This is a genomic window from Pedobacter sp. UYP24 (assembly GCF_054057295.1).
The window spans coordinates 768,522-789,062 of record NZ_JBSRZD010000001.1; the positions used below are offsets into that span (position 1 = coordinate 768,522).

General features: G+C 37.9%; 21 protein-coding genes. 17 read left to right on the top strand and 4 right to left on the bottom strand.

Annotated elements, in window-relative coordinates:
- The 14 genes from ACVWYN_RS03450 to ACVWYN_RS03515 all read left to right on the top strand — a co-directional run bounded on the left by ACVWYN_RS03450 (position 1) and on the right by ACVWYN_RS03515 (position 11,741).
- On the top strand, positions 1–1,215 hold the full coding sequence (locus tag ACVWYN_RS03450) for a quinol:cytochrome C oxidoreductase (RefSeq protein WP_457287426.1): 1,215 nt from the start codon (positions 1–3) through the stop codon (positions 1,213–1,215).
- A 66-nt stretch (positions 1,216–1,281) separates the two neighbouring features.
- On the top strand, positions 1,282–2,517 hold the full coding sequence (locus ACVWYN_RS03455; protein WP_457287427.1) for a cytochrome c oxidase subunit II: 1,236 nt from the start codon (positions 1,282–1,284) through the stop codon (positions 2,515–2,517).
- A 20-nt stretch (positions 2,518–2,537) separates the two neighbouring features.
- Positions 2,538–4,427 carry a cytochrome c oxidase subunit I gene (locus ACVWYN_RS03460; protein ID WP_457287428.1) on the top strand — a complete coding sequence of 630 codons (1,890 nt, stop codon included), beginning with the start codon at positions 2,538–2,540 and terminating at the stop codon, positions 4,425–4,427.
- Between the two features lie 78 nt (positions 4,428–4,505).
- Positions 4,506–5,585: a COX15/CtaA family protein gene (locus ACVWYN_RS03465; protein WP_457287429.1), complete on the top strand. Its 1,080-nt coding sequence runs from the start codon at positions 4,506–4,508 to the stop codon at positions 5,583–5,585.
- Positions 5,582–6,460, top strand: a complete 879-nt coding sequence (gene cyoE, locus ACVWYN_RS03470) for a heme o synthase (protein ID WP_457287430.1) — start codon at positions 5,582–5,584, stop codon at positions 6,458–6,460. Before ACVWYN_RS03465 ends, cyoE begins: the two co-directional genes overlap by 4 nt.
- 2 nt (positions 6,461–6,462) lie before the next feature.
- A complete protein-coding gene (locus tag ACVWYN_RS03475; protein ID WP_457287431.1) occupies positions 6,463–7,041 on the top strand; it encodes a cytochrome c oxidase subunit 3 in 579 nt (192 codons plus the stop codon).
- 30 nt (positions 7,042–7,071) lie between these two features.
- Positions 7,072–7,779 carry a cytochrome c oxidase subunit 3 gene (locus ACVWYN_RS03480; RefSeq protein ID WP_457287432.1) on the top strand — a complete coding sequence of 236 codons (708 nt, stop codon included), beginning with the start codon at positions 7,072–7,074 and terminating at the stop codon, positions 7,777–7,779.
- Between the two features lie 26 nt (positions 7,780–7,805).
- Positions 7,806–8,162: a cytochrome C oxidase subunit IV family protein gene (locus ACVWYN_RS03485; RefSeq protein ID WP_457287433.1), complete on the top strand. Its 357-nt coding sequence runs from the start codon at positions 7,806–7,808 to the stop codon at positions 8,160–8,162.
- On the top strand, positions 8,162–8,875 hold the full coding sequence (locus ACVWYN_RS03490) for an SCO family protein (RefSeq protein ID WP_457287434.1): 714 nt from the start codon (positions 8,162–8,164) through the stop codon (positions 8,873–8,875). The genes ACVWYN_RS03485 and ACVWYN_RS03490 overlap by 1 nt, the downstream gene beginning before the upstream one ends.
- A gap of 20 nt (positions 8,876–8,895) precedes the next feature.
- The gene (locus tag ACVWYN_RS03495; protein ID WP_457287435.1) at positions 8,896–9,468 is read left to right on the top strand and encodes a DUF420 domain-containing protein; all 573 of its coding nucleotides are present in this window, start codon (positions 8,896–8,898) and stop codon (positions 9,466–9,468) included.
- 103 nt (positions 9,469–9,571) lie between these two features.
- Complete coding sequence (locus ACVWYN_RS03500) at positions 9,572–9,829, top strand: hypothetical protein (RefSeq protein WP_457287436.1); 258 nt, start codon at positions 9,572–9,574, stop codon at positions 9,827–9,829.
- Complete coding sequence (locus ACVWYN_RS03505; protein WP_457287437.1) at positions 9,813–10,211, top strand: DUF983 domain-containing protein; 399 nt, start codon at positions 9,813–9,815, stop codon at positions 10,209–10,211. The genes ACVWYN_RS03500 and ACVWYN_RS03505 overlap by 17 nt, the downstream gene beginning before the upstream one ends.
- Complete coding sequence (locus tag ACVWYN_RS03510) at positions 10,208–10,870, top strand: DUF2461 domain-containing protein (RefSeq protein ID WP_457287438.1); 663 nt, start codon at positions 10,208–10,210, stop codon at positions 10,868–10,870. The genes ACVWYN_RS03505 and ACVWYN_RS03510 overlap by 4 nt, the downstream gene beginning before the upstream one ends.
- Before the next feature lie 28 nt (positions 10,871–10,898).
- Entirely contained in the window at positions 10,899–11,741 is an 843-nt protein-coding gene (locus ACVWYN_RS03515) for an OmpA/MotB family protein (protein ID WP_457287439.1), read from the top strand.
- Here ACVWYN_RS03515 and ACVWYN_RS03520 read toward each other — a convergent pair whose 3' ends face one another.
- Positions 11,742–12,044 (bottom strand): DUF4286 family protein, encoded by a 303-nt coding sequence (locus ACVWYN_RS03520; RefSeq protein ID WP_457287440.1) that lies wholly within the window; start codon positions 12,042–12,044, stop codon positions 11,742–11,744.
- A gap of 15 nt (positions 12,045–12,059) precedes the next feature.
- The gene (locus ACVWYN_RS03525; RefSeq protein ID WP_457287441.1) at positions 12,060–13,868 is read right to left on the bottom strand and encodes a tetratricopeptide repeat protein; all 1,809 of its coding nucleotides are present in this window, start codon (positions 13,866–13,868) and stop codon (positions 12,060–12,062) included.
- 215 nt (positions 13,869–14,083) lie between these two features.
- Between ACVWYN_RS03525 and ACVWYN_RS03530 the strand changes: the two genes are divergently transcribed.
- Genes ACVWYN_RS03530 through ACVWYN_RS03540 form a run of 3 tightly spaced genes read left to right on the top strand, consistent with a single transcriptional unit; the run spans position 14,084 to position 18,393 of the window.
- Entirely contained in the window at positions 14,084–15,994 is a 1,911-nt protein-coding gene (locus tag ACVWYN_RS03530; protein WP_457287442.1) for a S9 family peptidase, read from the top strand.
- 9 nt (positions 15,995–16,003) lie between these two features.
- Positions 16,004–17,674, top strand: coding sequence for a sensor histidine kinase (locus tag ACVWYN_RS03535; RefSeq protein WP_457287443.1), 1,671 nt, complete (start codon positions 16,004–16,006; stop codon positions 17,672–17,674).
- Positions 17,675–17,700: 26 nt separating this feature from the next.
- Positions 17,701–18,393 carry a response regulator transcription factor gene (locus tag ACVWYN_RS03540; protein WP_457287444.1) on the top strand — a complete coding sequence of 231 codons (693 nt, stop codon included), beginning with the start codon at positions 17,701–17,703 and terminating at the stop codon, positions 18,391–18,393.
- Here ACVWYN_RS03540 and ACVWYN_RS03545 read toward each other — a convergent pair.
- Positions 18,377–19,261, bottom strand: a complete 885-nt coding sequence (locus ACVWYN_RS03545) for a hypothetical protein (RefSeq protein ID WP_457287445.1) — start codon at positions 19,259–19,261, stop codon at positions 18,377–18,379. The genes ACVWYN_RS03540 and ACVWYN_RS03545 overlap by 17 nt on opposite strands.
- Positions 19,262–19,273: 12 nt before the next feature.
- Positions 19,274–20,536: a metallophosphoesterase gene (locus ACVWYN_RS03550; protein ID WP_457287446.1), complete on the bottom strand. Its 1,263-nt coding sequence runs from the start codon at positions 20,534–20,536 to the stop codon at positions 19,274–19,276.
- Positions 20,537–20,541 lie beyond the last annotated feature (5 nt).

A 20,541-nucleotide genomic window follows, 5' to 3' on the forward strand; every position in this document is an offset into this window, starting at 1 on the left:
ATGGGAACTCATAATTATAATTTAACTGAGCAGTTTGAGTTTACAGGTAAAGCAAAAACTTTAAGCATTGTCGGTATCGTTATCGGTATCATTGCTATAGTTTATGGCTTTTCTGCAGAAGCGCTTCATGAGCGTACTTTTGCAAACCTGTTGCTGATGGCTTATTATTTCGCTTGCGTTTGCATGTCTGGCGCATTCTTTCTAGCGGTACAATTTGTAGCACAAGCCGGCTGGTCTGCCTCTATACTTCGTGTACCACAGGCTATGGCAAAAACACTTCCGATAGCAGTAGTAATTTTACTAGCGGTAATTGGAGCAGGTTTATATACACATAACTTATATCACCATTGGAATGCTCCAGGATTAACGGTTAAAGGAGATGCAAATTACGACAGTCTGATTGATGGAAAGTCTGCTTTCCTTAACGTGCCTTTCTTTATGGCCAGACAGGTAATCTTTCTGGGTGTTTATAGCTTCTTCGCTTTACTGTTATCTAAACTTTCAAACAATGAGGATCTTGAGGGCGGATTGAAATCTTATACCAAGAGTTTTAAATATTCTTGTATCTTTTTGGTAATCTACGGATTTACTACTCCTATCTTTGCTTTCGATACTGTAATGTCTTTAGAGGCACACTGGTTCTCGACGATGTTCGGCTGGTATAACTTTGCAGCAATGTGGGTAAGCAGTTTGGCTACTATTGCAATCATCATCATTCTATTGAGAAAAGCAGGTTACATGAGCTGGGTGAATAACAGTCACCTTCATAATTTAGGACAATTCATCTTTGGATTCTCTATTTTCTGGACTTATGTATGGTTTGCTCAGTTTATGCTGATCTACTATGCGAATATGCCGGAAGAAACAGTTTATTTCTACAGAAGATGGGAGAATTATGAATTCTTGTGGTATTTGAACTTGGTACTTAACTTCCTGGCTCCTGTATTACTATTGATGGACAGAGACAATAAAAGACACGAGAATATATTATTGGCGGTTTCAATTGTTGTTCTTTGTGGACACTGGGTTGATTACTATCAAATGATCATGCCTGGAACAGTTGATGAACACAACGGTTTTGGTATTATTGAAATTGGAACTGCAATAGGTTTTGTAGGATTGTTTACCTTTACGGTCTTAAATGCTTTGAGTAAGAAGCCGCTAATTGCAAAGAACCATCCGTTTTTACAAGAAAGTTTAAATCACCATTTGTAATTGGTGATCAGGTTACATAAATAAATAATGGTATAATAGAAGTACAGTGTTACTACTTTTAAGGAAATGAGTTTAAGAAAATTTATAAGTAATAAAACAATAGCGGCACTAGCGGTCATCGTATCTGCATTTGCAAGTACAGCTGCTTTTGCACAGGAGGCTGCTGCAGCTACCGCTGAGAAACCTGTAGACATGGGTCCGGTTTACAAGTCGGCAATTTTTTACGTGCTGGCATTTCTGACACTCTGCTTATTCATAGCAATTGTTGGAAAGGCGCTAAAAGTATATGAATTGACCCGTGAAGCGCAGGACAAACCAGAAGGTATCAATTGGAATGTGGTTAACGGAACCTTATTTGCGATATTTCTAGTTGTAGGTCTCTATGGTGTATATTGGGAATATACAGTTCATGGAAATATGATTCTTCCTGAAGCTGCTTCAGAGCATGGGAAAAAGATAGATAGCATGTTCAATATCACCTTGATATTGACTACCATAGTTTTTATAGGTACGCACATCGCTTTATTTGCTTTTGCTTATATCTATAAATATAATGGTAAGCGATTAGCTTATTATTATCCGCATAACAATACGTTGGAGCGTATATGGACTATTATTCCTGCTTTAGTACTAACTGTATTGGTGTTAATGGGATTCCTTACCTGGAGATCTATTTTTTACAAGATAGAAGACCCGAAAAATAAGCCATTGAGTGTGGAGATTACTTCATCACAATTTGCCTGGGCTATCCGTTATCCTGGAGCTGATGGTATTGTTGGGATTAAGAACTATAAATTGATTAATGGCACCAACTCGCTAGGCGTTGATTTGAATGACAGACATAATATGGACGATCAGATTGCTGATGAGTTGGTATTACCTATCAATAAGCCAGTAAGATTGATCCTGACAAGTAAGGATGTACTGCACAGTTTTTATATGCCACACTTCCGGGTTCAGTTGAATACAGTGCCAGGTATGACTTCTTATTTTGAGTTCACCCCTACTATCAGTTCGGCTGACATGAAATTAAAATTGAATGATCCTAAATTCGAATATTTGATTTTGTGTGCGAAGATTTGTGGAGCAGGACATTATAACATGCAAAGGAAAGTGAGGATTGTTTCACAGGAAGAGTACAATGCCTGGGTTAAGCAACAAGCTCCTTATGTTACAGACGATTTAAGAAAGCTATTTAATATGCCCGTAGCGGCGCCTGCACCTGCAGCAGCAGCTCCGGCTGATACAGTAGCAAAAGCTACTGTGGCAGTTTCAAATAATCAATTGGCTTTAAAGAAATAACAATACTGGAATAGCACATTATGTCAACTATATCATTACACGATACACATAACCACGATAGCCATGATGATCATGGACATCACAAAGAGACTTTTTTAACGAAGTACATCTTTAGCCAGGATCATAAAATGATCGCTAAGCAGTTCCTGATAACCGGTATTATCATGGCTGTTATAGCAATGGGATTATCTATATTGTTCCGTATCCAACTGGCCTGGCCTGATAAAAATTTCCCTATTCTTGAAACTTTTTTAGGAGAGTGGGCAGCAGGAGGTAGAATCAAACCTGATTTTTACCTGGCTTTAGTAACAATACATGGTACCATTATGGTGTTCTTTGTATTAACTGCCGGGTTAAGTGGAACCTTTAGTAACTTATTAATTCCATTACAGTTGGGGGCAAGAGATATGGCATCGCCATTCCTTAACATGCTTTCTTACTGGTTCTTCTTCTCAGCATGTATGATCATGATGAGCTCATTCTTTATCCAAACTGGCCCAGCCAGTGCGGGATGGACGATTTATCCGCCATTGTCTGCTTTACCTACGGCTATTAAAGGTTCAGGTATGGGTATGACACTATGGTTGATTAGTATGGTGCTTTTTGTTGCTTCCTCTTTAATGGGTGGTATCAATTATGTAAGTACTATACTTAACATGCGTACAAAAGGGATGGACCTTTGGAAAATGCCTTTAACGATCTGGGCATTCTTCCTGACAGCGATATTGGGTATTTTATCCTTCCCGGTATTGGTAGCAGGTGTTGTGCTATTGGTATTTGACCGTAGTTTTGGTACCAGTTTTTATCTTTCTGATATCGTTATGGGAACTCAGGTTCTTCCAAACGAGGGTGGTTCACCGATTTTGTGGCAACACTTATTCTGGTTCCTAGGTCACCCGGAAGTATATATTGTAATTATGCCAGCGATGGGATTGTCTTCAGAGATCATGTCTGTGAACTCAAGAAAACCAATTTTCGGTTATCATGCGATGATTTACTCGTTGATTGGCATTACTATACTTTCTTTTATTGTGTGGGGTCACCATATGTTTATCACAGGTATGAATCCTTTACTGGGTGGTGTATTTATGATTACGACCTTAATTATTGCGGTACCTTCAGCGGTGAAGACCTTTAACTGGCTTGCAACTCTATGGAGAGGTAACATCAGGTTTACGCCTGCAATGTTATTTGCAATCGGATTGGTATCATTCTTTATTTCTGGCGGTTTGACCGGTATATTTTTAGGTAATGCGGCATTAGATATCAACTTACACGATACTTATTTCGTAGTTGCCCACTTCCACCTTGTAATGGGATCGGCTGCTATATTTGGTATGCTTGCTGGTGTTTATCACTGGTTCCCTAAAATGTTTGGAAGGATGATGAATGCCAAATTGGGTTATCTTCACTTCTGGTTAACCTTTACTTCTGCTTATCTTGTATTTTTCCCACTTCACTTTTTAGGTCTTGATGGCGTACCTCGTCGTTATTATGCTTTTACAGAGTTTGAGTTTATGCAAAAATGGCTTACTGTAAACGTATTCGTAACGTGGTCTGCTATTATGGGAGCGCTTGCACAAGTTGCATTTCTATTCAATTTCTTCTATTCTATATTTAAAGGTAAGAAGTCTGTTCAGAATCCTTGGCAGGCAAATACTTTGGAATGGACTACACCTGTTGAGCGCTTACATGGTAACTGGCCTGGAGAAATTCCTACAGTTTATCGTTGGCCGTATGATTATAGCAAGCCTGGAGCTGAGGAAGATTTCATTCCTCAAACTATTCCATTCTCACAAACAATGAGTTCTAATATGCCACATGACTTTGAAGGAAACGGAGAGTCTGAGCGCATACAGCGTGAATGGGAAGCGCAGGAAGACGCTGCTAAAATTGCAAAACTAGACTAGTTACATAGCTTATCATAAAAGGGTATCTGCAGTAGGTAAATACTTACAACGGATGCCCTTTTTTTAATATGAAAACACATGGTTCCTAAATCTGAAAAGAGATTTATCAGGCTAAACCTTATTACGATAATTGTTACCTTATTGCTGATTTTGGCTGGTGGAATTGTACGTAGCACTGGTTCTGGCATGGGCTGCCCCGACTGGCCAAAGTGTTTTGACCAATATGTTCCGCCTACTTCGGTTTCTCAATTGCCTCCAAATTATAAGGAAAAGTATGTTGCAGAACGTATTGTTAAGAATGAGCGATTCGCCAAAACTTTGGATAGGATGGGTAAGGTTGACCTCGCAGACAGTATTAGGCATGACCAATCTATTTTAATTCCGGAAATTTTCAATGTGTCAAAAACCTGGACAGAGTACCTTAACAGATTGATGGGAGCCATTACAGGATTACTGCTTCTGGCATTGGCAATAAGCTCTTTCATTTACAGTAAACGTGCGAAACGAATAATAGTACTCAGTGTAATAAACCTTATTGTTGTGGGATTTCAAGGTTGGCTTGGTTCTATAGTGGTCTCAACAAACCTGGTGGCATGGATTGTAACTGTACATATGTTACTTGCCCTGGTCATTTTAGCAATATTGATTTATACTTACAATTTTGCCATACAACTGGACCGCAGTGCGACTGTCGTGATGGCAAAAGTTGTTTGGCTTAAACTATTGATATTTATTACTATCGTGGTAAGTATAATACAGATTGTATTGGGCACAGAGGTAAGAGAAGCAGTTGATGCAGTATCAAAGCTGCTGGTTGATGAGGAGAGGAGCAGTTGGTTAACAAGAGTTGGCAATGTGTTGTCTTACCATAGGGATATGGCTCTGGTTGTTTTGGTGCTGAATGTTTTGGTATACCGAGCAGTTAAGGAGCGGTTTAATGGTAAAGCTAATGCTTTAATCGTAGGTAATTCTATTGGAATTGTTCTGGTAATTCAGATTGCTACTGGCTTAATATTGTCTAACTTTGCACTGCCTCCATATGCACAGGCATTACATATATTGTTTTCGACTGTCTTGTTCAGCCTCCAGTATTATTTATACCTTCTGGTTTACAAGACAACAACCTATCAACAACATATAAATCAAGGAAAAGATTGAAACAGTTTTTAGCAGATTTTTCAAAGCTCATTAAATTCAGGTTAACCTTTTTGGTGGTTTTTTCTGCGTCTGTTACTTTTTTAATTGGATCAAAAGTAGAAGTAAACGGAGTTGTGCCTGGTATTAATTGGTTAAACTGGTTGATTCTTATTGCAGGCGGCTTTCTTGTAACATCTGCCGCTAATTGTTTTAACGAAGTCATAGAGGTAGATCTTGATAAGTTGATGGCAAGGACTAAGGACAGACCTATGCCGGCAGGACATATGACTACTGGCCAGGGACTGGTTTCTGGACTTGTTATGGGGATAATCGGAACCTGGTTGCTCGGAAAGCTTAATATAGAAACTGGATTACTATCCGTTTTCTCCATATTTCTTTATGCTTTTGCCTACACTCCATTAAAGAGAAAATCTCCGATTGCTGTATTTGTTGGTGCTATTCCAGGTGCATTACCTCCGCTTATTGGTTATGTTGCCGCCCATGGAAAGATTGATAACATTGCAGTTATACTTTTTCTAATACAGTTTGTTTGGCAGTTCCCTCATTTCTGGGCCATTGCATGGGTATTAGATGACGATTATAAAAAGGCAGGTTTTAGATTGCTACCAACTACCAAAAGAGATAAAACGAGTGCTTTCATTACGTTTCTGAGTACTTTGATACTTATTCCTGTTAGTTTGTTGCCTGCATTCTATGGCTTTGGCGGTTATTATATTTCAATAGTTTCTGTAATAGGAGGGCTGATATTTGCATGGCTGGCCTTTAAGATGTGGATGAGTATGGATCTGGCCAGCGCCAGAAAAGTGATGTTTTGTTCGTTTTTTTATTTACCTGTAGTGCAGTTGGTCTTATTTTTTGATTTTATAAATAAATAATTATGGTTCAATCAATTCAACAAGAAGAATTAGGTATTCAATTTAAGGCCAAGAGATTTATTATCTGGCTATTTGTAGTTTCCTCTACCATTATGTTTGGTGGCTGGACTAGTTATTATATTGTTTTTTCTGCCTCTAAAGGTAAAGGGCATGGTATTGTTTTGCCGCAGCTTTTTATATATAGTACCGTTGTTTTACTAACGAGCAGCGTTTTTCTTTTTTTAGCCACTAAAGCATTTAGAAGTGGAAACTATTCTTTACAGAAATTATTTCTGTCGATAACTATCCTTCTAGGAATTGTTTTTGGTGTACTTCAAATAGATGCCTGGGGAAGTATGGTTAGGACAGGTGCGTTCTTTAGCAACAACAATGCAGCAATTTCATTGATTTATGTGGTATCTGGATTTCATATCTTACACATATTTGCAGGCATTTGCCTTGTATTTAGTGCTCTGATGGGTGCTTATAAAGAGGTACCCATGCAAAAACGCATTTATCGTATGGAAATCGCCTCAATTTTTTGGCATTTTATAGATATATTATGGATATATCTGTATGTTTTTTTACTTTTGAACAGTTAGATTTTTTAACAAATTATTACTATTTACAAAATGAGTTCACTATCACAGTTAGATCAGGTTAAAACTACCCCATGGAGTGGAGGCCGCTCACCTTGGTCGTTGGAATATGGCAAAATCATGATGTGGTTTTTCCTGGTTTCTGATGCATTCACTTTCTCGTCTTTACTGATCTATTACGGAGCCCAGCGTTTTTCTAAATTTACCTGGCCAGCACCAGATAAGGTTTTCCAATCAATTCCGGGTGTAGTTGAGCACGGTGCTCCGCTGGTATTTGTTGGTATTATGACCTTTATCCTGATTATGAGTTCGGTTACAATGGTACTTGCTGTTGAGGCAGGACACAGACGTTCCAAAAAGGAAGTTATTGGATGGATGATCGCTACCATTATCGGAGGTATCATGTTTCTTGGTTGTCAGGCTATTGAGTGGAGCCACTTGTTCCATGAGGGATTTGGTTGGGGAGAAATACCATCTGCAGAAGAACTTGTGCAATTCTTTAACGGCCCCGTTTCACTTGTAGCAGCACAACAATTTGCTAACCTTTTCTTTACCATAACAGGATTTCACGGATTTCACGTATTCACGGGAGTAATCATCAATATTATTATCTTAATTATGACTATTAATGGAACTTTCGAAAAAAGAGGACATTACTTGATGGTGGAAAAAGTTGGTTTGTACTGGCACTTTGTGGATTTAGTTTGGGTGTTTGTATTTACATTCTTCTATTTGGTTTAATTATTAGTTTTTATAAAAATATTATCATGTCAGAAAATCACTCACATTCAGCAGAAGGACACGAACACGAAGATCACGCAGGCTTATCAAAAGGTAAGATCTGGCAGGTGTTTGCCATATTGTTGATGATAACTGTTATTGAATTCATTATCGCACTTTGGGCCATTCCAGGCGGTCATATCACCCAACATTTTGGTAACTACATATACATCTTTTTAACCCTTTTTAAAGCGTTTTATATTGTTGCCTACTTTATGCACCTTAAGTTTGAAAAGGTAGGACTACAGCTTGCGCTAGGACTTTCTTTTTTCTTTATCACCTACTTTATTGTATTGATGATGATTGAAGGCGGTTACCTGAATTTACACATGCCAGTAGTTTAATGAAGAACAATAGTGCTTCCATTAAGAAGATTTTAATCCTGGTCGCCATTTTAGCTGTACCAGGATTTTTATATTATTTACTTCAGGAAAAGGGAAAGAACCGTTATAAGCCTTTGCATATATTCGGACCAAAGGAAGTTGCCGCAACCTTCCATTCCGTAAGAGGTGATAAAATTCCAGATACTATTTATCATCAGGTTGCCGACTTTAAATTGGTTAATCAGGCAAATGATACCGTAAGTTTTGAAAGCTATAAAGGGAAGTTACTCATCTTAAACCTGTTTAATACAAGAGGTGAGGCTTATGGCATTACCTTTGCCAATAAAGCAATGCGTGCTTTTGATGCAACTTTTGGTAAAAATAAATCAATAAATTTTATCAGTCTAAGTATAGACCCTCAAGGAGATACCCCCGAAAGGATATCCAAATATGCAATGGAGTCATCTGCAGTTGCAGGAAAATGGGATATGCTGACAGGCGATAGTACACAGATCTTTAATTTAATCAATAAAGAACTTGGGGTAGATGCACATCAAAATGGTTTAGGCGTAAATAAGAAGTTTGTGTACAGCAATCTATTTATATTATTGGATACCCACCATAGAATAAGAGGTTACTATGAAGCCACAACTCAAGAGGCACTCTCTAAACTTGATGATGAGATCAAGGTTCTTATGGCAGAAGAATTAAGAAACATTAACGACGGCAGGTAATACCGCTCTATATTTTCATTATGATACAAAACGATAAATTTTTTCTGAGACTGATCTGGGGTGTGACTGTTTTTGTGTTATTGGTTGTGATTGCTTTAAAAATTGTTCCTCCTCCACAACCAGTGCCATCCTTTATTTATATGTTTCCGCATATTATTGGCGGGATCAATGCAGTGTGTTCGATACTATTGATTATTTCCCTGATATTCATCAAAAGAAAAAACATACAGGCACATAAAATTACTAATGTGATTACTTTTGTGCTTTCTGCTATTTTCCTTGTTTTCTACATCATTTTTCACCTTTATGAGAAGGATACAAAATTTGGAGACCTAGACCATAATGGAATTGTATCAGGAACAGAGGCTGCAGCTGTAGGGTTTACAAGATACATCTACTGGTTTATCTTATTTACTCATATTGTGCTTGCAGTAGTCGTGCTTCCCTTAATTCTGATTAGTTTTTTAAGGGGCTTTAGTATGCAGATTGAGCGTCATAGGAAAATTGTTCGCTGGGCTTACCCTATATGGTTGTATGTGGCAGTTACCGGAGTTATTGTATACCTGATGATTTCTCCCTATTACAATTTTTAACCTATTTGCGGCGTTAACTTATTGACAGGTTTGTTGCAATTGCAATAAGTTATGCTGAGTTCTTTTTAGTTAACTTTGTGTTTCCCAATCTCCTAATACCTGAATGATGAAAAAAATTGTTTTTGTGCTCTTTCTTCTAATCCTAACAGGAAGTACTGTAGCGCCTTTAGCCAGCGCGCAATGTGCCATGTGTGCCGTAAGCGCTGAGCAGAGTGTAAAGAATGGCAATAAACAAGGTCTGGGTTTAAACGCCGGGATCATTTATCTTCTCGTTATACCTTATATACTAATTTCGGGTATAGGTATGCTGTGGTACATGAAATACAGGAAAAAAGCACCAAATTATGCAGAAAACGTCTAAGTTTTATGCTTTAGTACAGGGCAAATGCCCACAATGCAGAAGAGGAGATATTTTTACCGGAAGTATTTATGGGTTTAATGTCCAGCGTACCAATATTGTTTGTAGCCATTGTACACAACGATTTGAGATAGAGCCAGGTTACTTTTATGCAGCAATGTACGTGAGTTATGCGATGAATGTATTGGAAATGCTTAGTCTGGGTATCTTAACTTATTTGTTTTCGGGGGGTAATTTGGAGTTTGAATCCCTTTGGTTGTATATAACTGTTGTTTTTACGGGATGTTTTTTGTTGGCGCCATTTAATTATAGATACTCGCGTGTGATACTTTTACACTGGCTGTCGCCCAAGATAAGATACAACCCATATTACGATAAAGTATGATACAAGTAGAAACACTTTCCTTTATTAAGGATGTGGCTGAAAACAACGACCGGGAGTGGTTTGCAGCACACAAGGACCGTTACGAATTGGCGAAGGAAGATGTGCTGAGTCTTATTGAAAAACTGATTCCTGAACTGGCTGCCATTGATCCTGAATTTTCTATTGATACTCCGGCCAAAAAATGTCTGATGCGCATTTACAGAGATGTAAGATTTAGCAAGAATAAAGACCCATACAAAAATAATTACGGCATTTCATTTAATGTAAAAGCAAAGGGGGTTCCTAATCCTGATTATTACCTGCATATACAACCTGGTAAGAGTTTTTTTGGTGTAGGCTTTTGGATGCCTGAAGCTACTGTACTAAAGCAAGTAAGAGAAGAGATAGATTACAACACCTCAGCGTTTACTGCAATATTGGAGTCAAAAGATTTTGCTGGGCACTTCCAATTGAGTAAGGAAGATACACTTAAAAATGCACCAAAAGGATATGCGATTGATCATCCTCAGATCAATCTTTTAAAGCTAAAAAGCTTCATAGCCATATGTCCGATAACAGATGCTGAGCTTTTATCACCAAAAATAGTGGATAAGTTGAAAACTGCTTTTAAAAGGATTAAACCTTTTGTGCTATTTTTGAGAAATGCTGTTGCACAATAGAAACTAGACCAATTCACAACTATAATCAATGAAAAATATTTTCTTATTTGTATTCCTGGCCATGCTGGCAAGCGCCATCAGTTCATGCGTAATCCTCTCTCCTAAAAAGTACAAAGCCTTATTGTCAAAGCAGGATTCCCTTAACAAAGGCTGGAATGAATCACAATTGTTAAATGAAAACCTGGAAACACTGATTGCAAGATTAAGAAAAGATACCACAGGGATGAGTGCTGCTTTGAGTGACCTGAAAGGAAGATACTCAGAGATGGATAACAATTATACCAAATTGCGAAGCAATAGCTCTTCTGAGATTAATAAGCTGTCGGCAGACTTGAAAAAGCGTGAGCAACGTTTAAAGGAAGTGGAAGAAGTTTTAAGGAAACGAGATGAGGCTACCAATTTGCTTAAGGAAAAGTTACAGCAGGCACTTCTTGGTTTTACTAAAAATGGACTTACAGTAGAGATCAGGAATGGTAAAGTATATGTTTCCCTAACAGATAAGTTGTTATTCCCATCTGGCAGTATCATTATTGATGAAAAGGGTAAACAAGCGTTAAGCCAACTAGCTGATGTATTGAAGCAGCAACCTGAAATTAATATCGCTGTAGAAGGTCACACGGATTCACAGAAGATCACTAACCTAGGACAAATTAAGGATAACTGGGATCTGAGTGTATTAAGGTCTACTTCTGTGGTTCGGTACTTAACTGAAATAAGCAAGGTAGAGAGTGTGCGTATGACGGCTACAGGAAGAGGGGAATTCCAACCATTGGGTCCAAATACCAGTGCAGAATCAAGGAGCAAAAACCGCAGAATCGAGATCGTACTTTCACCAAAATTGGATGAGCTATACGACCTGATTAAGCAATAGTTAGTCTACATATTCCATTAATGTACGGAAAGCAACCAACTGGTTCGCAAATTTTTCGTTAAGGTCAGCCTGAAGTGCTGGAGCAAATTGCTCCTGATAAGTTAAATAGTTGTCCATGGTTTCTGCAACATATTGTGCGCAGTACGTTACTCCTTCATTTGGAGAATCAACTACTTTAAGTAGTCTGGAAGAAACAAACATTCCGGTTTCCATCACCTCTGGAATGTGAACTTCCTGCATCCAGTTTAGCCATGTTTCGGCTACTGAATCTTCTATAATTAGTGTTACGTTGTATAAAAGCATTTGCAAAGATAGCAACTATGTACCAATATTATCACCACGTAATGTTCTGAAGCGTTTACGGGCTTCTGCAGTGTACATACTGCCGGGATGATCGTTGATCAGTTTCTGATAAAATACTTTGGCTTGTTCCGGGTTTTTAAGGCTCTTCTCATAAAGCTCTGCCAAGGTAAATAAACCATCGTCTGACCAGATGCTCGAGCTATAATTTTCTACTAATGTTTTTAAAGTACTGACTGCTTTTTCAACATCACCAGCCTTGATAAAAATCCTGGATCGGAACATAAGTACGTCGTCTGTTAATGAATTATTGGGATAAACGATATCGATACTGTCCAGCTTTATTAGTGCTTTAGCGGGTTGATTCCTAAAGTCTAGCATTTCTGCATCGGCGTACATCTTAAGCGCATTACTATCTAAGGTAGATTGCAGGTTATCTGAAATCATCAAACTCAGGTTAAGTGCATCGTTGGCTATGAGCTGAGATGTAGATGCTTTTAATACATCTGCCTGTGATTTAGCATAGACAAAATTACCCTGGTAAAAGGAAAGCTTAGCTGAACGATAATGAGCTTCGTTTCCGATAGCCATGTTTTCAAATTGCTTTGCCACTTGCTCATAGACCAGGAATGCTTCCCATGGCTGGTTGGTAAGTATATAGATGTCACCCAGATCAAGTTTTATTTGTCCGAGTTCGGAAGCCGGTAATCCATTTATAGTTAAAGCTGTTTCTAAAGCTTTTTCTGCTTTGCTCAGGTCGTTCAAATAAAAGGCTTGTAAATTTGCCCATTTCCTGAGGGCAAATACGGTACGTAGATTTTTGCCATATTCTTCTACAATTGAATTGTATGCATTAGCCAGCTCAACAATTGCTGGCTTTTCATATTTTCCTGTAGTAACCAATTGGTATTTTGCGTTGATCATTCCCACTTTAGCCGGTAAAAAATAAGGCTGTTCTTTGCCTTTGCTCATGATGTATTCAAATGCTTTTATGGCGGTAGTATATGCTTTGTTTTCCAAAAATGTATTTGCAGTGTTGAATAAAAGGAAGCCATCATCCCTAATCCTTTTATCCTGTGCAATTAGTTGCCTGAGTGCCATTTCATACTCCTGTTGCTGTAAGTACTGCCAGATTAACATTTTAGTATATACTTCAACCTCTGGTTCTTTTTGAATTTTTTTTAACAGTGCCGATTGCAAGATCAGGTAGTCTGATTTCTCTTCAAAAACCGACGAAAGCACACTTTCAGCTTGCTGCAGCATTTCGGGCATGGATGCAAGCGCAGATACATATTCTTGCACCAACATGTTCTTGTCTTTTTTAAAACGGTAAACGCTAAGCAATTCAAAAACAAAAAGCTTATCGTTATTCATCACCTTTCGGCCCTGTAAAAAAGTAGATATGGCAAGATCATAAGACTGGTAAGTGTAAAAGCGGTTTGCAACATCACGTATAAGGAACTCATCAGCAGGTAAGTTATTTAGTACCTCAGCATATTTTTTTGTTGCTGCATCAGCTTGCCCTTTCTCTTGCAGCAGTCTTGCGGCGGCAATTCCATAAGTCAGGTTTTTAGAATTTTCTTTATTTAACTTTTTAATCAGTTTATCTGCGTCCTCATATTTCTTTAACTTCAGCAAAGAATTAAAGTACATGTCGAAATAATCGTCGCTTTTAGTTTTTGAAAATAACTTTTCTAACAGCGCTACTGCTTCCTGGTACTGTCCGCGCTGATAATATTGAAAAGCCAGCGCATCATTGATATTCTCTTGCGCAAGACACAAAAAACTGCTGGTGCAAAACAACAAGGCGATAATCAGGCTCTTCATTTTCTATTCCTTTATTAAGTATCCCAAATTAAGAAATTACGGACTAAAATGGTTGCTATTGCTACAAGATAAATACTTAACGTATTTTAAATGTTACCGGCATCAGCATGAGATGTTACTCAAAATACTTAATTTGATTTTTCTAGAAGGTGTTAAAAGAGCCTTATAGTAACAATATTGGTAAATATAACTTTTACTGCGGGGGTTACTTAACTTTGCAACTGCGAAAAGACATTATGGTGTATAAAAAATACGTTTACATTTTTTTAAGCTTGTTCCTGCTGGCCTGCGGTCAGCAGGATGGTGTTAAGGTAATCCCTGTAGCGGATTTCTTTAAGGCGCAAGAGAAAATGGCTTACCATATCTCCCCTGATGGGAACTACCTATCTTATCTTATGCTGGAAGGTAATGATCAAAATATTTATATAGAGAATCTAAAGACTGGACAGCACCAAAAAATTACAAAGCTTGAAGGAAAGAACATATATTTTTATTTCTGGGTTAACAGTAATGAACTCATTTATTATAAAGAAATAGATGCGGTAAACCGTCGTTCTGATATTTTTATTATCAATAGAAATGGAGGAAGTGAGCGGCAGTTGACCAACAATGAGAAGAGTAAAATCAGGATATTGGAAGATCAGCTGATTGATGATAAATACTTGCTTGTATCATCCAATAAGAGGGATTCAACGGTATTTGATGTTTACCGGTTAAATGTTCGTAATGGTCAGATGGAAATGGCGGCAAGGAATCCTGGTACTGTAACCAATTGGATTACGGATGCAGATGGTAAATTACGTTTGGCAACGAGCAGTGATGGTGTTAACGAGACTTTCCTATACCGAGCTACAGAAGCAGAGCCGTTTAAACCTATAGTAACCAATAATTTTAAAACGACCTTTAGGCCTATTGCATTTGCCAAAGAGCGTCAGAATATCATCTATGCTATATCCGATGTTGGTAGAGATAAAAGCGCTCTTGTAGAGATTGATTGCAACACTGGCAAGGAAGTGAAGGTGCTGTATGGCAATGATTCCATTAATGTAACCGATGCTCAATATTCCCGTAAAAAGAAAAAGATGGCTTTTGTTGTTTACGAAACCTGGAAAAAAGAGAAGTACTTTCTGGATGATTCAACCGCATTGCTTTATAAGGATTTAGATAAGCTGCTGCCAAAAACAGAGACTAGAATTATAGATAGGGATAAAGCAGAAAGTGTTTTCATCGTGCGGACTTTTACCGATAGAAATCCTGGCTCATTCTATCTTTACAAAGTAGAAACAGGGAAACTAAGAAAGTTGAGCGACTTTAATTCTGCCATTAGGGAAGATCAAATGTGTGAAATGAAGCCCATCAGTTATACCAGCAGGGACAACCTTACCATTCACGGTTATCTAACACTTCCACTAAATAGAAAAGCAGAAAACCTGCCTGTAGTGGTATTGCCACATGATGGACCCGGGTCGAGAAATAATTGGGGTTATAATCCCGAAGTTCAATTCTTGGCGAATAGAGGTTATGCGGTATTACAAGTTAACTATAGAGGCTCCACTGGTTATGGCAAAGAGTTTTCTGCTGCAGGATTTAAGCAATGGGGATGCAAAATTCAGGGTGATATTAATGACGGTGTTAAATGGCTGATCAGCCACAAAATTACAGATCCAAAACGTATTGCCATTTACGGTACTGGCTTTGGTGGCAATATTGCTTTAAATGCGCTTTACGCGAAGGATGCTCACTATGCTTGTGCGGCATCTACCTCCGGCGTTATCAACTTGTTCAGTTATTTAAAATCTATCCCCCCCTTTCTTAAACCTAACTTACAAAAATTTTATGAGGTAGTAGGTAATCCCCTGACAGACGTAGACCGCATGCGTCAATCTTCTCCATTATTCCAGGTTGATAAGATCAATGTTCCAGTATTTATTGCTCAAAATCTCAAAGATCCAAATAATAACTCAGGGGAAACCATACAGTTCGTAAAAAATCTGCAAAAACGGAATATTTCGGTCACCTATGTTGAAAATGATGGAGATTCCTTTTTTGGTAAACACATAGAACAAAGACAAAAACTATATACAGCCCTCGAAGAATTTCTGAAAGTTAACCTTAAAAAGAAGTAACTTCAATACATGCCTGCAGAAAAAAAGAGCGGTTACAGGAAAAATTTTTCATTGATCATCACATTCATTGCCTTGATGACGGTTTTGTTTTCCCTTTCCCTTTTTCTTGCTTACCGTTTTAGCACCAAATTTATTGAAAATGAGTTCGTTTCTGAAAAGGTAAATGTGCTGGAGCGGAGCATTAAAACTTATAATGATTTCTTCCAGAAAAAGTTACCAGAGGTTTCTTACTACAACGGGTATCTAGATTCAACTACGGCTTCCAATTTTGCCGATACCTTGCTAATGGAGTATCCCTTTGTATCCAAGGTAATCTTTTATGATTCTGAAGTAAGAAACACCCCTGTAAGTGATGGATTAAATACTGGAAAATTCTCTTTCGGCCCTAAAAACATATACCAGTTTGGTACTTTGGTTCCTATAGATTCTGTTGAGCTTTTCTCCAGAGAAAATACGCGGAACTTTATTGTGGGAGATGACTTTAATTCGCTCGCACTTAAACTGGTTACTTATATTGAGAGTCTGGATACGAATAAGGTACCCACACAGGATCAACTTTTTAGTAATTTCAGTAATGTCAGGTCCAATAAAATCACATATCTGAACATACCTCGAATTGAAGATCTGAAGATGTACAAGCGAATGATCCGTAAGGAAATGCATTCCCAGCCAGTATACCAGCAAGACATGCTTTCCTTTCATCTTGATCCATACAAAATCAAGATCATCAACTCCCGACCTAAACTTTACGAGCACATCAGGATAGAACCGCTTACTTACGATCCATTGGAAACCGGGGTAAGTTATGTAACTACTGAGATTACCCTGCCCGGACCGTTTTCTGATTATAAACTTTATTTTATATCCTCACAAGCATTTATAGATAAGGAAGTACTCAGCTATTTTGTTCCAATTGCCTTGGGATTACTTTTGTTTTTTAGTATTGTGGTACTCGTTGCCTACCTGATCTTTAGGAATCTTAACATTAATCAGAAGATGTTTAAGCTTCAATATGATTTTATGAATAACCTGACTCACGAGTTTAAGACTCCGGTAAGCGTTATTAAAATCGCCGGGAACAATATTAAAAGTGCCAGTTCCCTTACTGAAAAGGAACAAAAGATGTATGGTAAGATTCTTGATGAGGAGGCAGATAAGCTGAATGGCTTAATGAATAAACTGCTTGCGTTTACACAAATTGAAAATAAAGCAATAGAGCTGAACAGGGATTTGGTAAATGTGGTTGATTTTATAGAGAGTACCATTGACTCGCATCGTTTAAAGCACCCAGATTTTAACTTTACTTATGAAGTGAGTGACTTTAGTACCTTTATTACTGATCCGGTTTTACTGGGTAGTTTGTTTGATAATCTTGCAGAAAATGCATATAAGTACTCTCCAATAGAGCGAAAAAAATTGCACATTAGTGCAAAGCTGATTAAAGGTAAAATCGTACTTCGGTTTGCAGATGAGGGTATTGGAATTCCGTCATCAGAAATTAACAATATATTTAAGAAGTTTTTTCGCATACAGAATCAATATAATCAGAATGGCAGTGTAGGACTTGGCTTGGCTTTTTGCAAGGAACTCGTTAACTTTATGGAAGGAGAGATTAGTGTTAAAAGCAAAGTTGATAAGGGAACTGAATTTAAAATTGTATTGCCTTATAACGAAGAATAAGTAGAAATTTAAAAAAACTGAAAGATATGTCTAAAGGGATCAAAATATTATTAGTAGAAGATGATGAAAATCTAAGATTCTTGGTAGTCCATCGTCTTAAAGCAGAAGGATATGACGTTTTGGAAGTGGGAGATGGGGAAGCTGCTGTACAGTTAATCATTTCTGAAAAGCCTGATATTGTATTATTAGACTGGATGCTTCCTGGTAAGCAAGGTGCTGAAGTTTGTGAGGAAGTGCGTAAGAAAGGCTTCGAAAACCTAATTATTATGATGACTGCAAAAGCGCAAGATATTGATAAAATAGATGCGTACAATTTTGGAGTGTCTGATTATGTTACTAAACCTTTTAATATGGATGTGCTGGTAGCCATGCTTGATAATAAGGTTAAATTCCTTTTAAATAATGACCGATCGGAGATCCATCGTTTTGGGGATATGGAACATCATCCCAATGTTCATACGCTGTACAGAAGCGGTAAGAAAATAGAGCTTACCATTTTGGAGAATCGCATACTGCTTTACTTTTTAAGAAATCCAAGTAAGGTAATTAACCGCGACGAGCTGATGCTGGTGGTATGGGGTTATAATTCTGATGTAAATACCCGCACATTGGATATGCATATCGTGCGTTTGCGCAAAAAGATAGAGCTAAACCCTGATAACCCTCAATTATTGCAAACCGTTAGGGGAATTGGTTATCGCTTTAACCCAGGTAACTAAATAATACAAGTAGTACCCACTGCAAAAGCATAGTGCCGTCTAAATACAGGAAATAGTAGTACTCGTTTTTTTTTATATTTGATTTGAAGATCAACCACCCTGTAATGCCCAGGTTGAGCAGTACTGCTGCAATATCTGAATAGGTTGCCTGTCTAAACAAGAGCAAAAGTAGAAAGTAGCCGAGTAACAGAAACTGACAAAATATGTAGGCCTTTTTTTCGCCCAGCATAACTGGAATAGTCTTTAAAGCATACATCTTGTCCTGAAAAAGATCTCTGATATCGAAAGGGATGGTTATGGCTGCTACAAAAAGAAAGCGTTTAAAAACTAACAATAGGGTATCTGACGGTGTAATGTTCAATAGTTTGGTGTGTTGCAATTCCATAATTGGCAAAAGCACACAGCTTACCGCCCAAACCATTGCAATTAGAAAAAGTTTGATTCCGGGTATATTCCTCAGGCCGATATTTTGATTATTGAGTTTTAAGAAGGGAATGTTATATCCAACAGCCACTAGACCGGTAAATCCCATTAGAAGTTTAGATTCAATACTCAGGTATAATAAACCCAAGGGAATTAGGCAAAGTATGGAAATCAAGGTAATGGAGATGATCATCCGGTGGTGAGAAAATATCCAGCGAACCCTTTTATATGGAGAATTTTCGGGTTTTTTGGGTTTCGACAGCAGCATACTAAAGTTGTATAACCCTATGGTGGCAAAGAAGATAAACGCCAATACATACTGATCTGGTGGTACTTTAAGCAAGTGGTAGGTAATCATGCCTTGCGCAACCGCACATATAGCAATGAAAAGGTTGCTAAACAGTAGAAAATCCAGTATTGAAAGGCCTATTTTTTTAAACACCACGATAAGCGGTTTTTATGCTCGCTTCAATTCAAATATCGTTATTTCTGGTAATATTCCAACCCTGCCGGGATATCCCAGAAAACCGTAACCAACATTTACATATAATTGCTGCTTATTCTCGGTATAAAATCCTGCCCATTCCTTGTAGATATATTGTACCGGACTCCATTGGAAATCTTTAGTACGTACACCAAACTGCATACCGTGCGTGTGGCCACTAAACATGGCATCAATTTGAGGATATTTCTCCAATACTTCTGCACGCCAATGAGAGGGGTCATGGGATAGTAGCAGTTTTACCGGAAGGTCATCTGTATCTTTTGTCGCCAGGTCCATTCGTCCATACTTTGGAAATCTTCCCATTCCCCAATTCTCAATACCTAATATGCCAATCTCTTCACCATCAACCTTCAGGCGTCTGTGCGTGTTCATCAGCAAGTCCCAGCCCATTAATTCATGAGTCTTAATCACATTTTGCAAATTCTTTACTTTTTCTGGAGAACTTTCTTTACCAAAATGATAATCACCATAATCGTGATTTCCCAAAGAAGAATATACGCCAAGAGGGGCTTTTACTTTACTGAAAATGTCTTGATAATCCCGCATTTCTGTTGCCATGTCATTTACCAAATCCCCTGTAAAAAAGATCAGATCAGGTTTTTCTGCAAGTAGCAAATCTACACCACCCCTTACAGCTTTTTGGTTATAGAAACTTCCAGAATGCACATCGGAAATCTGACCTAGCTTAATGCCTTCAAACGCTGAAGGTAGGTTGGGTAAAACTAATGTCTTTCTTATCACCTGGTAATCATATGCGCCAGATGCTATGCCCCATGTTAATGAAGTTAATGGTACTGCAGCAGTAACCAAACCAGCTTTTAAAAGAAACTGGGAGCGACTAATTGGGTCGCCAATCTGAGTGGCTTTTTGTGCTTGATTGCTTTCTTTATTTATCGCTCTTTTAGTTTTAATGAATAGTCTTCTCAGGTCGTCTATTACTAAAAATGGAAGAAATACAAACTTGCAAGCTAAAGTGAGGAAAAATGCTACGAGTACAATAGACCGGAAACCCAGGTAAGTACTAGGTATGGTAATGAATATTGAAATAAATACACCTATAATTAAAAAAATAGAATATCCCCACCAAAGCTTAGTGAAGATTTTTCTGGTACGTGGTTTCCATGTTTTAAATACAGCTAAAATTGCATTGCAACAATAATAATCGAACGCAAGTATTAGCACCGATAAAACAATCAGTACGGGTAATCTTCCCATTAACT

Bases quoted from the DNA above. Each gene is read 5' to 3' on its own strand.
- ACVWYN_RS03475 (WP_457287431.1), top strand. From the start codon at position 6,463: ATGGTTCAATCAATTCAACAAGAAGAATTAGGTATTCAATTTAAGGCC.
- ACVWYN_RS03500 (WP_457287436.1), top strand. From the start codon at position 9,572: ATGATGAAAAAAATTGTTTTTGTGCTCTTTCTTCTAATCCTAACAGGA.
- ACVWYN_RS03505 (WP_457287437.1), top strand. From the start codon at position 9,813: ATGCAGAAAACGTCTAAGTTTTATGCTTTAGTACAGGGCAAATGCCCA.
- ACVWYN_RS03480 (WP_457287432.1), top strand. From the start codon at position 7,072: ATGAGTTCACTATCACAGTTAGATCAGGTTAAAACTACCCCATGGAGT.
- ACVWYN_RS03520 (WP_457287440.1), bottom strand. From the start codon at position 12,044: ATGCTTTTATACAACGTAACACTAATTATAGAAGATTCAGTAGCCGAA.
- ACVWYN_RS03455 (WP_457287427.1), top strand. From the start codon at position 1,282: ATGAGTTTAAGAAAATTTATAAGTAATAAAACAATAGCGGCACTAGCG.
- ACVWYN_RS03495 (WP_457287435.1), top strand. From the start codon at position 8,896: ATGATACAAAACGATAAATTTTTTCTGAGACTGATCTGGGGTGTGACT.
- ACVWYN_RS03465 (WP_457287429.1), top strand. From the start codon at position 4,506: ATGGTTCCTAAATCTGAAAAGAGATTTATCAGGCTAAACCTTATTACG.
- ACVWYN_RS03510 (WP_457287438.1), top strand. From the start codon at position 10,208: ATGATACAAGTAGAAACACTTTCCTTTATTAAGGATGTGGCTGAAAAC.
- ACVWYN_RS03525 (WP_457287441.1), bottom strand. From the start codon at position 13,868: ATGAAGAGCCTGATTATCGCCTTGTTGTTTTGCACCAGCAGTTTTTTG.
- ACVWYN_RS03450 (WP_457287426.1), top strand. From the start codon at position 1: ATGGGAACTCATAATTATAATTTAACTGAGCAGTTTGAGTTTACAGGT.
- ACVWYN_RS03515 (WP_457287439.1), top strand. From the start codon at position 10,899: ATGAAAAATATTTTCTTATTTGTATTCCTGGCCATGCTGGCAAGCGCC.
- ACVWYN_RS03535 (WP_457287443.1), top strand. From the start codon at position 16,004: ATGCCTGCAGAAAAAAAGAGCGGTTACAGGAAAAATTTTTCATTGATC.
- ACVWYN_RS03485 (WP_457287433.1), top strand. From the start codon at position 7,806: ATGTCAGAAAATCACTCACATTCAGCAGAAGGACACGAACACGAAGAT.
- ACVWYN_RS03460 (WP_457287428.1), top strand. From the start codon at position 2,538: ATGTCAACTATATCATTACACGATACACATAACCACGATAGCCATGAT.
- ACVWYN_RS03490 (WP_457287434.1), top strand. From the start codon at position 8,162: ATGAAGAACAATAGTGCTTCCATTAAGAAGATTTTAATCCTGGTCGCC.
- ACVWYN_RS03550 (WP_457287446.1), bottom strand. From the start codon at position 20,536: ATGGGAAGATTACCCGTACTGATTGTTTTATCGGTGCTAATACTTGCG.
- ACVWYN_RS03540 (WP_457287444.1), top strand. From the start codon at position 17,701: ATGTCTAAAGGGATCAAAATATTATTAGTAGAAGATGATGAAAATCTA.